Origin of the sequence: Vasconcelosia minhoensis LEGE 07310 (assembly GCF_015207255.1) — a bacterium.
Taxonomy (GTDB): Bacteria; Cyanobacteriota; Cyanobacteriia; order Phormidesmidales; family Phormidesmidaceae; genus Vasconcelosia; species Vasconcelosia minhoensis.
This window is the reverse complement of the sequence record NZ_JADEXG010000019.1, coordinates 22,708-38,378: the sequence shown is the minus strand read 5'-3', so window position 1 is coordinate 38,378 and position 15,671 is coordinate 22,708. Positions and strand designations below refer to the sequence as shown.

The 15,671-nt window shown below is 54.8% G+C and carries 11 protein-coding genes and 2 pseudogenes; 9 read left to right on the top strand and 4 right to left on the bottom strand.

What is annotated here, in order from left to right; all coding sequences use genetic code 11:
* Window positions 1-52: 52 nt before the first annotated feature.
* Complete coding sequence (gene pds / locus IQ241_RS09950) at window positions 53-1,462, bottom strand: 15-cis-phytoene desaturase (protein ID WP_193906558.1); 1,410 nt, start codon at window positions 1,460-1,462, stop codon at window positions 53-55.
* A 222-nt stretch (window positions 1,463-1,684) separates the two neighbouring features.
* Here pds and glyA point away from each other — a divergent pair, with 222 nt between their 5' ends.
* Together glyA and IQ241_RS09940 are read left to right on the top strand one after the other, a co-directional pair.
* The gene (gene glyA, locus IQ241_RS09945; protein WP_193906556.1) at window positions 1,685-2,968 is read left to right on the top strand and encodes a serine hydroxymethyltransferase; all 1,284 of its coding nucleotides are present in this window, start codon (window positions 1,685-1,687) and stop codon (window positions 2,966-2,968) included.
* A 302-nt stretch (window positions 2,969-3,270) separates the two neighbouring features.
* Complete coding sequence (locus IQ241_RS09940) at window positions 3,271-4,326, top strand: glycosyltransferase family 4 protein (RefSeq protein WP_193906554.1); 1,056 nt, start codon at window positions 3,271-3,273, stop codon at window positions 4,324-4,326.
* Between the two features lie 107 nt (window positions 4,327-4,433).
* On the opposite strand, the gene IQ241_RS09935 is transcribed toward IQ241_RS09940, so the two are convergent.
* Window positions 4,434-6,044, bottom strand: coding sequence for an ArnT family glycosyltransferase (locus IQ241_RS09935; RefSeq protein WP_193906553.1), 1,611 nt, complete (start codon window positions 6,042-6,044; stop codon window positions 4,434-4,436).
* Between the two features lie 128 nt (window positions 6,045-6,172).
* Between IQ241_RS09935 and IQ241_RS09930 the strand changes: the two genes are divergently transcribed.
* The 5 genes and pseudogenes from IQ241_RS09930 to IQ241_RS09910 form a co-directional block, all read left to right on the top strand.
* On the top strand, window positions 6,173-7,438 hold the full coding sequence (locus tag IQ241_RS09930; RefSeq protein WP_193906551.1) for a competence/damage-inducible protein A: 1,266 nt from the start codon (window positions 6,173-6,175) through the stop codon (window positions 7,436-7,438).
* Window positions 7,439-7,639: 201 nt separating this feature from the next.
* Complete coding sequence (locus IQ241_RS09925; protein ID WP_193906670.1) at window positions 7,640-7,816, top strand: hypothetical protein; 177 nt, start codon at window positions 7,640-7,642, stop codon at window positions 7,814-7,816.
* 8 nt (window positions 7,817-7,824) lie between these two features.
* Complete coding sequence (gene aroQ, locus IQ241_RS09920) at window positions 7,825-8,286, top strand: type II 3-dehydroquinate dehydratase (protein ID WP_390622448.1); 462 nt, start codon at window positions 7,825-7,827, stop codon at window positions 8,284-8,286.
* Window positions 8,287-8,316: 30 nt separating this feature from the next.
* Window positions 8,317-8,919 (top strand): tRNA-(ms[2]io[6]A)-hydroxylase, encoded by a 603-nt coding sequence (gene miaE, locus IQ241_RS09915; protein WP_193906547.1) that lies wholly within the window; start codon window positions 8,317-8,319, stop codon window positions 8,917-8,919.
* A gap of 27 nt (window positions 8,920-8,946) precedes the next feature.
* Window positions 8,947-9,072 (top strand): annotated as a pseudogene (locus tag IQ241_RS09910) (transposase); the annotation flags it as partial.
* Between the two features lie 20 nt (window positions 9,073-9,092).
* On the opposite strand, the pseudogene IQ241_RS09905 reads toward IQ241_RS09910, so the two are convergent.
* Window positions 9,093-10,115, bottom strand: a pseudogene (locus IQ241_RS09905) (integron integrase).
* 241 nt (window positions 10,116-10,356) lie between these two features.
* Here IQ241_RS09905 and IQ241_RS09900 point away from each other — a divergent pair.
* Together IQ241_RS09900 and IQ241_RS09895 are read left to right on the top strand one after the other, a co-directional pair.
* A complete protein-coding gene (locus IQ241_RS09900; protein ID WP_193906545.1) occupies window positions 10,357-10,839 on the top strand; it encodes a GNAT family N-acetyltransferase in 483 nt (160 codons plus the stop codon).
* Window positions 10,840-11,096: 257 nt separating this feature from the next.
* A complete protein-coding gene (locus tag IQ241_RS09895; RefSeq protein WP_193906543.1) occupies window positions 11,097-13,793 on the top strand; it encodes an N-6 DNA methylase in 2,697 nt (898 codons plus the stop codon).
* A gap of 33 nt (window positions 13,794-13,826) precedes the next feature.
* Here the strand turns inward: IQ241_RS09895 and IQ241_RS09890 are convergent, their stop codons facing one another.
* Window positions 13,827-15,476 carry an IS1634 family transposase gene (locus tag IQ241_RS09890; RefSeq protein WP_193906541.1) on the bottom strand — a complete coding sequence of 550 codons (1,650 nt, stop codon included), beginning with the start codon at window positions 15,474-15,476 and terminating at the stop codon, window positions 13,827-13,829.
* Window positions 15,477-15,671 lie beyond the last annotated feature (195 nt).

The window sequence follows — 15,671 nt, the reverse complement described above, 5'->3', positions numbered from 1 at the left end:
ACTCGGCCAATTATTAGCTGAGCAATGTGGCTGAGCGATCTGACTGGGCGACTCACGAGGCGATCGCGGCTAGCGGCTTGTTGGCCACGGGCGGCGCCTGTTGAATCGCCTCTGCTGCCAGCTTACCGGAAAGGACGGCCCCTTCCATACTGCCGAGATAGCGCTGCAGGGTATAGCTCCCCGCCAGGTAGAAGTTTTCGATCGGTGTCGCCTGGGTGGGACGGTTGGCCTGCCGCCCCGGGCTGGCCGTATAAACCGAGCGGGGTGTCTTGACCACTTTCGATTTCAGCAGCTGAGCCGGATGGTCAGCGTCGAAATGCTGCGGGAAGAGCCGCTTTAGCTCCTGCATCGTCGCCTCGACAATCTCCGCCTCCGACCGCTCAATCCAATCCTTAGCCGGAGCCAGCACCAGCTCTAGCATGGAGCGCTCGTCATTGGCGTAGGCCCGGCAGGTATTACTCATGTCGGCATACACGCTCAGCAGCTCAGAACGCGAGAACAGCAGATGGTCAATATCGGTCAGCTTGCGGTCAAACCACAGATGCACATTGATCACCGGCACACCCTCTAGCCCTTCCAGCTTGGCGAAAAAGTCAATCTCCCGCCAGGACTGGGGCAGTAGCACCTTGAGCACATCCACCGACATTGCCGAAACGTAGATATCGGCTGCGAGTTCCCAGTCGGCGACCCCGTTCAGGCCGCGAATCAGGAAATGCTTCACGGTGCCGTCTGGGTTCAGTCTGATTTTCTTCAGCGGCGCATTCAGGTGAACTTCGCCACCGCGTTCGGTAAAGTAATCGACGATTGGCTGACACAGCCGCTCGGTGGGGGAACCATCCAGAAACGCAATCTTAGACCCGTAGCGCTCTTGCATAAAGCGATTGATCGCCGTCAGCGGAATTGTCGCCGAGACTTCATCCGGGTTGATAAAGGTCAGCGCCTTGCAGGCCGCGATGAAGATATCGCTGCTCACCCGCTCATCGACCCCCTGCCGCTGCAGCCATTCCAGCAGTGAGTAGCGATCCATCGCTTCAACATATTTCTGACCGCGCACGACGGCGGGCAGCAGTCCCACGGCAAACCGTAGCTTTTGCTCCCAGGTCAGCATGTCGTTGTTCCGAATGATCGAAGTGATCACGTTGAACGGGGCCGGAATGTTGGGCACGTCAAAGCGGGAATAGGTGCCTGGCTTTTCGGGCTGGTTGAAAATCAGCGTGTGCTGCTTCCACTGCAGGCGGTCTTCAATTCCCAGCTCTCGCATCAGCTGAAGCATATTGGGATAGGCCCCAAAAAAGGCATGGAGTCCCGTTTCGTACCAGTCGCCCTGTTCGTCTTGCCAGGCCGCCACCAGCCCACCCAGCACGTCTCGACTCTCGACCACAATGGGGATGTGGCCAGCATCGGCCAAATATTTAGCGCAGGCCAGCCCCGCTAAACCGGCTCCTGCGATCGCAACTCGCATCTAAACTCAATTCCTCACTTGCTTTGTCAATGGTCTCAGTTTTTCATTATAGGTTTCAAAGCCTTACATTTTGGCGAAACTATCGACTTCCTGTCAGCGCGGTGGCCTGATCGAGCCGAGCTTTAACTTCGATAGTCACGATTAAACGGCTGAGCGAAACCGCATATGATAGAGATCTGCAAGCGAATCGCCCAGACACCTGCCCTAGATACCCAAAAGCGTATGAGAACCAACTTTGACTTTTTGCAACAGTCTGACCCCGAGCTGACCGCGATCATTGGGCGCGAGCTCCAGCGTCAGCAGGACCACCTAGAGCTGATTGCCAGCGAAAACTTTACCTCCGCGGCGGTTCTGGCGGCCCAGGGCTCCGTGCTGACGAATAAGTATGCGGAAGGGCTGCCCGGCAAGCGCTACTACGGCGGCTGCGAGTTTGTCGATCAGGCTGAACAGCTGGCCATTGATCGAGTCAAACGGCTATTTGGCGCCGCCCACGCCAACGTGCAGCCCCATTCGGGCGCCCAGGCCAACTTCGCCGTGTTTCTGGCGCTGCTGGAACCCGGCGACACGATTTTGGGCATGGATCTCTCCCACGGCGGGCACCTCACCCACGGTTCGCCGGTGAATGTTTCGGGCAAATGGTTCAACGTAGCCCAGTACGGCGTTGACCCGGAGACCGAGCAGCTGGACTATGAAGCGATTCGGCAGCTAGCCCTGAAGCATCAGCCGAAGCTGATTATCTGCGGCTATTCGGCCTATCCCCGCACCATTCACTTCGACCGCTTCCGCGCGATCGCGGATGAAGTCGGCGCCTACCTGATGGCCGACATTGCCCACATCGCCGGTCTGGTCGCGGCAGACTGCCATCCCAGCCCGCTGCCTCACTGTCACGTAGTTACCACCACCACCCACAAAACCCTGCGCGGCCCGCGCGGCGGCCTGATCATGACCGCCGACCCGGAGCTGGGCAAAAGATTTGACAAGGCCGTCTTCCCGGGCAGCCAGGGCGGACCACTGGAGCAGGTGATTGCAGCCAAAGCCGTCGCCTTTGGGGAAGCCCTCCGGCCCGAGTTCAAAACCTATTCGGCTCAGGTGATTCAGAATGCCCAGGCGCTGGCTCAGCAGCTCCAGCAGCGGGGCTTCAAAATTGTCTCAGATGGCACCGACAACCATCTTGTTTTAGTAGATTTGCGCTGCATCGGCATGACCGGTAAGCGGGCGGATGCGCTGGTTAGCCAGGTACACATTACCGCCAATAAGAATACGGTACCCTTCGACCCCGAGTCGCCCTTTGTCACCAGCGGCCTGCGGCTGGGCTCTCCGGCGATGACCACCCGGGGCATGGGCCAGAGCGAGTTCGTAGAAATTGCCAACATTATTGCCGACTGTCTGCTCAGCCCTGAGGATGAGGTGACGATGGTGAACTGCCGCGATCGCGTCGCCGACCTCTGCCGCCGCTTCCCCCTGTATCCGCATCTGAACGCCGCCGCCGCGCCTGCCCTGGTCTAGGCTCGCGTTTGGCCGACACAACCTCGGCCTTTGGAACCGGGTATTGGAGACAGAAGACCGCTTAAATTCAGTATTCCATCTAGAGAATAACCGAGGTATACTAGCGCCGAACCGGGCTAGGTCTATCGTTCTCTGGATGGAGTTTTTATGTCTGTACAGCTATCCGCATCCTCCAGATTATCTGCACCGACCGGCTCTGGCCTCGACCCTGATTTACGGCCCAAAATTGGCCTAAACGACTTTAATCCTTTGGCTTCGTTGCTCGACGGCAGGCCCTGTCAACCTCTATAGAGTCAGTTCAGATGCTTCAGCCGTACCATCTGCTTGCCTTTATCCTCTCGGCCATTGTCGTCCTGATCACGACGCCCATTGTTAAAAGAATTGGTCTCCACAGCGGTCGCGTCGATTTACCGGGAGGCCGCAAAGTTCATCAGCAGCCCATGGTGCGCCTGGGTGGAGTTTCTATTTTTTTGGGGACGCTGGTGGCGCTGCTCACCGTTTGGGCCTCGGGTGGCTTTATTGACGCTGCAGGCGATGCCCTCGACCCGGTGGCGGAATACGAGATTTGGGGCGTGACGATTGGCGGGCTGGTCTTTTTTCTGATTGGCCTGCTCGATGATCTGTTTGGCCTGTCAGCGATTAGTCGGCTGGTGATGCAGTCGGTGGCTGCCGGCCTGGCCTGGAAGGTCGGCGTAGATATTGAATTCTTGACCATTCCCTTTTTTGGCCTAGTGCAGCTGCCGGGGCTGCTCAGCCTGCCGGTGACGGTCGTTTGGCTGGTCGGTATGGCTAACGCGATCAACTGGATTGATGGGCTCGACGGTCTGGCGGCTGGCGTTTCGGGAATTGCAGCAGTGGTCATGCTGGTGGTCAGTCTGTTTATGAATCAGCCCGCCGCCGCCCTGGTGGCAGCAGCCCTGGCGGGCGGAGCGCTGGGCTTCTTGCGCTACAACTTCAACCCGGCTCAGATCTTTATGGGCGACGGCGGGGCCTACTATATGGGCTTTACTCTGGCCGGGGTCGGCGTGATTGGCCTGGTTAAGGGAGTGACGACGGCGGCGGTGCTGCTGCCCTACCTGATTTTGGCCGTACCGATTTTAGACATGTCGGCAGTCATCCTGCTGCGGATGCGTCAGGGCCTGTCGCCCTTTGTCGCCGATAAGCGCCATCTGCATCACCGGCTGCTTCAGGCAGGTTTTTCCCACCGGTTTACGGTGCTGTTTATCTATGCCCTGACGCTGTGGGTCGGCAGCCTGGCCCTAGCCTTCTCGGGTATGCCCAGCGGCATCGTCTACGCCCTGGGTTCGACCGCGCTGCTCAGCTACACCGGCTGGCGAGCCCTGCGCCACGCCCGCTAGCAAGACACCATCAGCCGTAGGTTGGGGTTGCGCATTCGCTAACCCAACGAAACTTGTGTCGCGGTTGGGTTTCGTGGACTTAACCCAACCTGCTCGATCTGGGCCCATCAGTAAGGGTATTCATAGGCTTTGACCAGGTTGGCGGCGCGATAGAGATAAAAGACCTCACTTACAGCACCGCCGCGCCGGGTCTTCACCTGAGCAATTTCTTTAAATGTTTCAAAGTAGGGCTGATAGGTTTCAATCGTCTCAGCCTGGGAAAAGTCGGCAATGCTGATAAAAATCGCATCCTGTCCCAGCCAGTCCGCTGGTTGAAACCACAGGGCATGGCCGCGCGGGTCCTGACTAAAGGCCATCACCGGTGCCTCTGTCAGCGGTTCAACCGCGATCGCCACATAGCCACTCAGCCAAAATTCCGGCGTTACCAGGAAGTCCGCCGCCGCGATCGCGCTTCTCACCTCACTATCTTCTATCAGCCGCTGCCGCAGCTGCATGACGTCGATCAGCGTCGTCGAAGGATCGGCCTGGGGCGCAATCAGGCCGCCGAACAGGGCATACTGGCTGGGCTTTTGCAGCGTGCCCAAAGTGATATGTAATAGCGCAAACAGCAGCAGGCTGCCAATGGCAAGACCGCTGCCGCCGAGCCAGCGCCGGACGGCGGGCCGCGATCGCGCCTGCCATTCCCCCACCGTCTGACCCAGCAGCGGCGTCAGGCTCCACAGCCCCGGCGTCGGCCAGGCCGGATAGATCGGCGTCAGCCCGCCCAGCAGGGTAAACCCCACCGCCGTGGGCAGGCCGCACCAGAGCAAAAACCGTTTCTGAGCCAGAAGCGGGTCGGGCTTGTGCGGTTTGACTGCCACCATCCGCCGCAGCTGCGCCAGGGTCTCTCGAACGCTCACCCACCACAGCGGCAGTCCCAGGGTTGGAAACAGGTAGCCCAGCTCCGCCGCTAATACGCCCAGCAGATTGGACAGCGAATAGGTCGAGGTGAGAGAACTATCAAATCGGCTGGACAGATGAAATCGAAACGAAATCCAGCCGTGGGTCGCATTCCAGTACAGCAGGGGCAGCAGCACCAGGCCAAACAGCAGCAGGCTTAGAGCCGTCCAGGGCGATCGCAGCGCCCGCCGATGCTCTGGGCTAGTTGCGCAGAAACCCACCAGGCTCAGCCCGAAAACAAAGCCGTGATACTTGCTCAGGCAGGCCAGCCCCAGCAGTAATCCAATCAGAACAATCCTAGCCGTCGGACGATAGGGGCCACTGGGGAAAAACTCGCAGGCCGATACCCAGAGCACCGCCGTCCAGAAGAAAATTAGCCCGTTGTCCGGCGCGGCGAAGGTGCCCAGCGCCAGGAAGAAAATTGGGATTAGACTCGCGATCGCTAAACTCCACCGCCCGGCAGATTCTCCCAGCAGTCGCTGCCCGGTTCGGTACAGCAGATACAGGCTGCCGGTAAACAGCCCCAGAGCGCCCAGCCGCAGCGTTAGCGGCGACACCATTCCCGTCAGCCAGAGGCCAAAGCCGCTGGTCAGCGCCACCATCAGCGGATGGTCAAAGTAGCTCCAGTCAAGATGGCGAGTGTAGAGGTAGTAGTAGGCTTCATCAAACCCCGGCGGCATTGCCCAGGCGATGACGCTGCGATAGAGGAGTCCGCCCAGGAGCCACGGCCCAATCCATCTAATTGTTTGATGAGACGGCTTAAAGCTTATCTGCGCCATTGGAATTCTCACAAACTGTCAAGCGACCCTGCTAATTTGCTACTGGGCTACCGGAGCATCGGCCCTGGTCGCCTGAAATGGACTAATATCGAGCCATATCCGTTATTAACGTATCAGCTAGAAATCGCATGGACGCGAGCGCCGAGATTATCTGCGTAGGGACAGAGCTGCTGCTGGGCGATATCCTCAACAGCAACGCTCAGTATCTGGCCCAGCAGCTCGCTCAGCTGGGCATTCCGCACTACTATCAAACCGTCGTTGGTGACAATTCACTGCGATTACAGCGGGCGGTGGCGATTGCCTGCGAGCGATCGCGGCTGCTGCTGCTGACCGGCGGCCTGGGTCCCACCCCGGACGACCTGACGGTGGCGGCCCTGGCCGAATTCTTCGGTGTGCCCCTGGTGGAGCGACCCGAGCTGATTGCCGACATCGAGCAAAAGTTTGCCCAGCGGGGCCGGACGATGACGGCGAACAATCGCAAGCAGGCGCTGCTGCCTGCCGGAGCCGAGGTGCTGCCAAACCAGGGAGGCACGGCTCCGGGCCTGATTTGGGAACCGCGCCCAGGGCTGCTGGTGATGACCTTCCCCGGCGTACCGAGGGAAATGCAGGCGATGTGGGAAACCACTGCCGCTCCCTACCTGGAAGCTAAAGGCTGGTCCAGCAGTATCATCCACAGCCGGACGCTAAAATTTTGGGGGATTGGCGAGTCGAGTCTGGCTGAGAAGGTGGCCCCTTTCTTTGAGCTGGAGAATCCGACGGTAGCGCCCTATGCCGGGGGCGGCGAGGTGAAGCTGCGGATTTCAGCCCGCGCGGCCTCTCCCGAGCAGGCGGCTAGCCTGATTGCCCCGATCGAAGCCGAGCTGCGGCACATTACTAGCGTCGATTGCTACGGCCAGGACGACGATACGCTAGCTTCAGTCGTCGTCGGACTGCTCAAGGCTCGGCAGCAGACTCTCAGCGTCGCCGAATCCTGCACCGGCGGCGGCCTGGGGCAGATGATTACCGCCGTACCCGGCAGCTCCAGCTACTTTTGGGGCGGCATCATCTCCTATGACAATCGGATTAAGGAAAACTGGCTCGGGGTCAATCCCCAAACGCTGGCGACCGTCGGCGCGGTCAGCGCGGAGGTGGCTGAACAGATGGCCCTGGGCGTGCGCGAGCGCATGGGCACCGACTGGGGCCTCAGCATTACCGGGATTGCTGGCCCCGATGGCGGTACGGCGGCCAAGCCGGTGGGGCTAGTGTATATCGGTCTGGCCGATGGCTCGGCTGTGCAGAGCCTGGAGCGGCAGTTCGGCGGCTATGGCGATCGCGACTGGATTCGTTACATCAGCGCCTGCAGCGCGCTGGATTTTCTTCGCCGAACGCTTTTAGATGTGTTTACGCCGACCTAGCTCTAACCTGCGGCCAATGAAAGGTTCGGGGATCGCAGTGAAATTCTATCTAGCGGTAGAATGATTAATTTTAATTTATATGACTAATGCGTTCTTGACCATTCCCGGCAATTCGTTATTATAAATACATAAGTTGTCTATATCTTCGTTCTGGGCAAGCTAGATTATCCTCATCTATACCGTGTTTGGGACGGGTTTTAGATGGGAAAGCGGACTCAGCAGAAAAGAGAAGGAGTAACCCGGCTGATGGATTACATCGAAAAGGCTCTAGAAAGACTTGGAGAATGGGTAGATAGGATTATGGATGCCCTATTTGGTCCCCAGTCTGAGCCTGAGCGCGAGCCGATCCCGTTGCCGGTAGACGAGCGCCGACGCTAATTCGGAGCCTGTCATTGCTCAGCTTGCTGGTCTTGCACGGTCCTAACCTCAACCTATTGGGGCGGCGCGAGCCGGGGGTTTATGGCCTGCTAACGCTAGACGACATCAACACGGCTCTCCGTTCCCAAGCAGAACGGTTGAATGCCCAGCTTGAAATTTTTCAATCCAATCACGAAGGTACCCTGGTGGACCGGATTCAGGCATCGCTGGATCTCCACCAGGGTATTTTGATCAATCCGGGGGCCTATACCCACACCAGCGTGGCCATCCGCGACGCGATCTCGGCGGTGGCTCTACCCACGGTTGAGGTGCATCTCAGCAATATTCACCAGCGCGAAACCTTCCGCCACCACTCCTACATTGCCCCGGTCGCGGTGGGGCAAATCTGCGGATTTGGGGCTGACAGCTATCGGCTCGGCCTGGATGCGCTGGTCACCCAGCTGCGCCGTCAGCCTGACAAACCGGTCTAAAATGGGACAGCGACGTTTAGCCCATTTTTGATGACTACCGCGACTCGCCCTCAAACCATCCGCTTCCTCCAGTCGCCTACCCGCCCCGACTGGATTGACCAGGCCGTCGCTAACCTCGACACTGTGCTGCTCGACCATTCCCACTGCGAACGCAAGGCAGCCGGGGTAGCGCTCAATCTCATGTTTCGCTATCCCTCTAGCGCGGCGCTGGTGCGATCGCTAACCGCCATTGCTCAAGAAGAACTCAGCCATTTTGAGCAGGTCAACCAGTGGCTAGACCGGCGCGGCATCCCGCTGGGGCCGCTGGCCCCGTCACCCTACGGCGCTGGGCTCAAGGCTCAGGTACGGCGGGATGAGCCTTGCCGGATGCTAGACATGCTGCTGGTCTCAGCCCTGATCGAGGCCCGCAGCCATGAGCGCTTGGGCCTCCTTGCCGACCACTGCCCAGCCCCCGAACTCGCCAGCTTCTACCGCAGCCTGATGTCGTCAGAAGCCCGCCACTACGGCGCTTACTGGGTGTTAGCGACCACCTATTTTGAAACCGATGAGGTCAATCAGCGGCTGCAAGAGCTGGCGACTGTGGAAAGCGAGCTGCTCGCTACCTTACATCCTGAACCTCGGGTACATAGCTAATCGATACCCGCTTGAAAATGCTGAGCAATAAAACTCATACAGCGCAAACGATACAGTGCAGAACTCAACGTTGAGATCGTCTTCGAAGCCATTGAAGGACTCAAAACGGTCAACGAAATTGCTGGAGAGCAGGGCTTAAATCCGACTCAGATAACCTATACGAATCTATTCGGCTAGATATCCAGAGGGCTCCGCACTCCACGCCCACCACGATTGAGGACATTCAAAGGCATTTCAGACCTGACAATGTTGTCTCGTGCTCTGAAATACCTTTGGTATAAATCATTGTGGTCTTAACATCTTTGTGCCCCAGCAACTCTTGAATCGTGCGGATATCGTAGCCACTTTCCAATAGGTGGGTCGCAAAGCTATGGCGAAAGGTGTGGCAGCCGACTCGTTTTTCTACTCCAGCATTTCGCACAGCTTGCTTTACAGCCTTTTGCAATCCGCTTTCATGCAGGTGAAAGCGGACAATCGCTCCACTGCGAGGATCTTTACATCGCAAGGAGGCGGGAAAGACAAACTGCCAAATCCACTGACGATTGGCATTCGGATACTTTCGAGCTAACGCAAAGGGTAGAGTGACTGCTCCATATCCCTGACTTAAATCTTGCTGATGGATGCGCTTGACCTGCTGGAGGTGTTCCTTAAGCGCTGTCTGCACGCTGCTAGGTAACATCGTGACTCGGCTTTCCTGACCCTTAGCGTCTCGCACAACGACCTGAGACTGAGGAAAATCCAAATCCTTGATGCGGAGCTGCATCGCCTCCCGCAAGCGCAAGCCACTACCATAGAGCAACTGCACAATTAGTCGATGCACCCCTGACATTTGCTGAATCACTGCCCGCACTTCTTCAGGGGTTAAAACGGTTGGAAGCTTACGCGAAGGCTTTGCTCGAATAGCATCAATCCGATCGTCCAGGGGCATCTGCAAAACCAGTCGATACAAGAAGAGCAGGGCACTCAATGCCTGATTCTGAGTGGAGGCCGCAAACCTGCCCTTGAACGGCTAGATGGGTAAGAAAGGCTTCAATGTGGGGGACACCCATCTCTTGGGGATGGCGCTTGCTATGAAACAGGATGTAGCGACGAATCCACTGCACATAGGTTTGCTCCGTGCGATACGAATAATGCTTTAGGCGAACAGCGTCTCGAACCTGGTCGAGTAACTTTTTGGAACGAGGCTCTGCCGGCATTGGGAGGCACCTGAAAAAAGATGACAAATAAATCTTAAGCAGATGCGACCTAGAACCGGAGGGCTGATTATACTGAAACATTCCGCCTATTTACCTGTATCGGGATCTTAGGCGGACGTAATTCCACCTATTTACCCCAGAAAGGATCTTAGGCTGAAACATTTCCACCTATTTACCCGTGTTGGGATCTTAGGTGGAAACTTTCCCTCTAATCAATAGTTGGGCGGCAAAGTGAACAGTGATGACTACTGAATTTAAGCGGCTAACGGAAGTCGATAGCTCTGACATTATCGAACTAATGAATAATCCGTTGGTGCGGCGGCATATGCCTTTGGCAACCAGTTGTTTCGGGGAAAGCGAGTGCGAGGAATTTATTGCTGCAAAAGAACGGCTATGGAAAGAAGATGGTTACGGTCCCTGGGCGTTTGTCGTTGATGGTCAGTTTGTCGGCTGGGGTGGATTACAACGCGAGAACGGGGAAGCTGACTTGGGATTAGTACTGCACCCGGATCATTGGGGATTAGGGAAAATCCTCTACAGCGAAATAATTCGTCGAGCTTTTGGAGAAATGGGTTTCGAGGCGGTCACGGTGCTGCTCCCGCCCACGAGGAAGAATATTAAAGGCTTGCTGCGGTTAGGCTTCCGTAAAAATGGGCAATTAGAGGTCGCAGATAAAACGTTCTTGCGTTATCGGCTCGAAAAAAGGAAGAGTTCAATTGGATAATCTCCAGCAACAGTACGAGTCGGCGAAATTGCCGCCCAACAAATCGTTGGAGAGGGACTTTTGTTCCGCTACGCGCTTCGCGCTACGCTCCACAAAAGCCCCTCAACTCAGGCGTTAGAACCCTCCCTCATCCGCCTAGCTATCCTGCAAACTACCGAATTTATTTTTTTAGAGTGCCACGCTCTGAAATAGGATTTGACTCGAGGTTCGGGTGAATATAGGATTCAGAGCATTGCACTCCGAAAAAAAAGGTTACCATGTACTCGAAGCAAGAAGCAGAAGGAAATGAACTTATAATCAAGGCGTTGGCACGGGGTATCATCGAGATAGACGGGAACTCGATCACCTATAATGTCAAACAGCGTAAGAAATACGTATGGTCTGATCCCGAAGAGTGGGTAAGAGCTTTCACTATCAGCTTTCTCGTGCTTGAGAAGGGCTATCCTGCCACTCGAATAAAAACTGAAGTGAAGGTCCCGAGGCGAACACCAAACGACTGGGCGGATATTGTCGTTTACAAAGAGGACGCATGCAGAACCCCCTATATTGTTGTTGAATGCAAATCGACGGGCCAAAACGCAACGAACGTAGCGCAGGGAGTAGAGCAGCTTTTTGGCAACTCTAACTCCTTGAGAGCAGAATTCGGTCTTTACGAGGATTATGAGAATTCTACCGTTTTTGATGTTCAGAATTATCCAGCGGGTGAGCGAGCGGAGAATATCAAAGGGAGTAGGCGACATCTTCCGGAACAATATGGTGAGGTTTCTGAGTTTACCTACATAGCTGGCCCTGGAAATAACGATATTGCTCCGGTCAGCGCCAGGCAGTTAGAAGCAAAAATAAAACGAGCCCACTCCATTATTTGGGCAGGCGGGAAGAGAGACCCGCTGACCGCTTTTGATCAATGGAGCAAGTTGCTTTTTGCAAAGGTGGAGGATGAGCGAACCACACCGAATGATGCCCCTAGGCAATTTCAAGTTGGGAGCAGCGAGACCACAGCTTCCGTTGCAACTAAGATTCATTCTCTATTTGAGCAGGCGTGTAGAAATGACCGCACTATCTTTCCTGAAGGTACAAAGCTCGAATTGTCTGATGGCAAAATATTTGAAGTGGTGAAAGTGCTGCAAGCGGTAAGCATCACAGATGCTTCTGCCGATAGTATTGGAGCAGCATTTGAAAGCTTTTTTGGATCTGTTTTCCGAGGTGAGCTAGGGCAGTATTTTACTATGCGCCAACTCGCCAGGTTTACGGTTGCTATGCTTGACATCGACAATAATGATTACGTTATTGACCCCACATCTGGCAGTGGTGGTTTCCTGCTAGAGGTCTTGCTGCAAGTTTGGCACTCGCTTGACATTAAGTATGCAGGCCGAGCAGAGCTATCCCGTTATAAAAATGACTTTGCTCTCCACAAAGTTTTTGGTATTGAAATACATGAGATATTGGCCAGAATTTGTAAAATAAACCTATTATTACATCATGACGGTCATACAAATATCGAAGGTGATAGGAGTTGTCTCGATCAACGTTTTAATCTAACTAGACTGTCGCCATTCGGAAACAAATTTACAAAGGTCGTAGGAAATCCACCGTTTGGAGACGAAGTAGCTGACGGTGATGACGACTTACTTGGAAGCAACACACTAGAAAACTTTCAAGTGGCGGATGGCAGGTCTAAAGTCCCATCAGAGCATGCGATAATTGAGCGTTGTGTAGATTTCCTTGAGCCCAATGGTAGGTTCGGCTTGATTCTTCCTGACGGTCTATTCAACAACCATGGAGAACTTTCTAATTGTCCGAAAACTAGAAGGTTTCTCGTTAAAAACGGACAAATAGAAGCGATTGTTTCACTCCCTGATCATGCTTTTAGGAAATCTGGTGCGCAGAATAAAACATCTATCTTATTCTTCAGAAAATTCTCATTAGAAGAAAAAGCTCGTTTTGATAGAGTTTTTGACAGGGAGGTGGCGTCAGGGGTTGATGAAGATATAGCTATCCGCGCAGCGTTAAATGGTATCCGGTATCATGTTTTTCTGGCGGAGGCCATCAATGTTGGCTACACAACAACCGGCGTTCTTAGCGCAAAAAATGATCTATACAAAGCACATCAGGATGGACGACTAGAGGATGATCAGCAAGGCACCATATACGGTGAGTATTTAAGGTTCTCAGAGAATAGTGAGGGCTACGACGGCTCGGAGCTTCCTGACTGCATGTCAATTGACGTCCTTGATATGTGGGAAGCACACTGCAGCCACAGAATGGACCCAAAATATTTTCTCTTTAAGAAGGAGGAGCAGAGCCATGTTCCTGAGGGATGGATCAAGGTTCCTATCTCCGAGGTCATGGTTCGTCGAGAAAATATCGTTCATCCCGAGGATTATCCCGATGAGCCAGTAGTTGTAATGACTTTGTCTCAAACTGGAGACATTCGACCGCGTGAAGCCGGCAAGGGAAACAATCCTCCTGAGTGGCTGGGCATGTACTTTGGTGATAGCTCTTCAATTTGGTATGCAGCTACTGCCGGCGATGTCGTTTTTTCTGGGATTGACCTCTGGAAAGGTTGTATATCGGTGGTGCCAACTGACTTCAATGGTGCATTAGTTACTAAAGAGTTCCCCATATACCAAGTGGTAGATGAACGAATAGACCCTGATTTCCTATCTTGCTTGTTGAGAAGTCGGTACTACCAAAGGGCATTTCGAGCTATCACGACTGGACATAGCAATAGACGCAGGACCCAGGTAGGCGATTTTGAGAGTCTGGAGATTTGTTTTCCAGAAAACATCGATACGCAAAAAAGGTTGGTTAGTGAGATTGTTGGGGCGAGAAGTGACCTAAAAGAATCAAACCATGCTCTAAAGGAAGCCTGGAGAGAGTTTGATCATGTAATTGATGGCCGTGACTACGAGTTACCACAAGTAACAGCGGATGACTCAGTGGACGAAGAATAGGTTCTAACCTACATTCCGCAGGTTGACAAATAATTAACCGGATGCATGATAATAGCGTTCAACGGGTGGTCCCAAGAGGTGAATAATCAACCGCCGCTCATCATTCAGATTGCTAATCAGCCGTTGCCCGTCCAGGGTGACCCAGTGGATGCCTTGAAACTTCTGCATAATCCAGCGGAAGGTCGGCTTGGCGGTGGGCTGTTTGCGTTGGTCGTGCACGGTTTGGTGCTGGGCTGCCAGAGCCTGTCGCAGTTTCCGTTCGGCGAGGGTATAGACCATCAGGGTAAGGGCCATGATGAGAGCCAAGGCTTCGACGCGCTGCGGCTTTTTGACAAAGACGCTACTGGCAAAGAAGAGCGGGTCTTTGAGGAAGCGAAACCCTCGTTCTACGGACTGTTGCCCTTTGTATTCGCTCAAGCACTTTGGAGCTGGCCAAAGGGTTTTGTCGAGTTGATTGGTGGCGAGAATGAAGCGACTGCGCTGACGGCTTAAGGTGTCTTCAGCCGTGGCGGTACGCGCTAGCGTGGCCTGCAGCCGATAGCCCTGCACCGGGGTAAGTTCGGCGGATTTGGCCGGACGACCGGGGGGGCGCTTGGCTCGCACGCTCTGGACGGAAACCTGAGTGAGTTGATGTATCTCTAGGCCATCTTGAAACTGCATCAAGGCCTCTAGGGCATCGGGTTTACAGGCAAACACCTGCTGAGTAAGCGATTTCAGCTGGCGATTGAGCCGGCTCTCGAGCTTGTCTAATTCGGGTTGCCAGAGGGCGGCATTGGCTTTGCGGGTCTGGCTTTCCACTAGTATCCAGCGCTGGGGCACCTCGCCATAGGTCTGCTCTACCTCCCACATTCGGTAATCCTTGCGGCCTGTGGGCACCTCAACCAGCGTTGTAACCTCGCAGTGCACCAGGTCTTGAGCCGCGCTCAGCGTCAGCGGCACCCGCGATAACCAGCCCAGCGAGCCTACCTGCTGCAAATTAGGCTCGCTATAGAAGGCCGCATCCATGACAAAGATGCCATCGCTGGTCCACTGGTCTCCAAACGCTTTCATCACCCTGGCAAACTGCTGAGTGTCATGTTCATTGCCGCTGGCCACCTGCAACCACAACGGCACGCCGCCATCGGCAGCACACACCAGGGTCATCAAAAACTGTTTCAAATCCGGACGATGGTCTCGGGAATACCCGCGACAGAGCCGCAGGGGAGTCGGTTCTGCCAGGGTCTCACTGGAGGGCTTCAACTCAGGCCTGGCTTCCGCTCCGGCTTCGCAGGGGGGCGGATACTCACCCTGCACCGAAATAGAGGTGGCATCGAGATGGCGCTGCTGAATGTCAATTTCAAAGCGTTTGACTGCCTGCAGGGCCACCTTCAGAAAAAATGAGGTGGTGCCCGCCGCGTAGAGTTCATCTAAGACACGACCCAAACGGTCATCATTCAAGTGATGAGCCTCGACCTCCGCTCCCAATAAGTGAGAGACCGCTTTACTTTCGAAAAATTCGCTGAACAGATACAACGGTGCACTGAGAAAGCCTAGTGCGTTCAAAATCATTGCTTTCACCACTTGGCCAGCACTGACGTGCTCCAAGCAATGGGGCTCAATCTGCTCATCGGTCAGCTCTACTAGGCCAAGTTCATCAATGAGTCCGGCTACTAAGCCCAGATGGTCTAGATTCTCAATCTGCAAGGGAAGTCGCTACCGCCAGAAGGAACGTTTTCTAGCCTAGACTAACCCCACATTTTTTATTCCCTGTCAACCTGCGGAATGTCGGTTCTAACAAGGCCATGCACCGGATGCCAAAATCTCCGCTTCGCTGCGATTTTGTCACCGGTGATGGCGGCGTTAGCTGGCAAGAGTGTTTAACGATGGATAGCCCTAAAA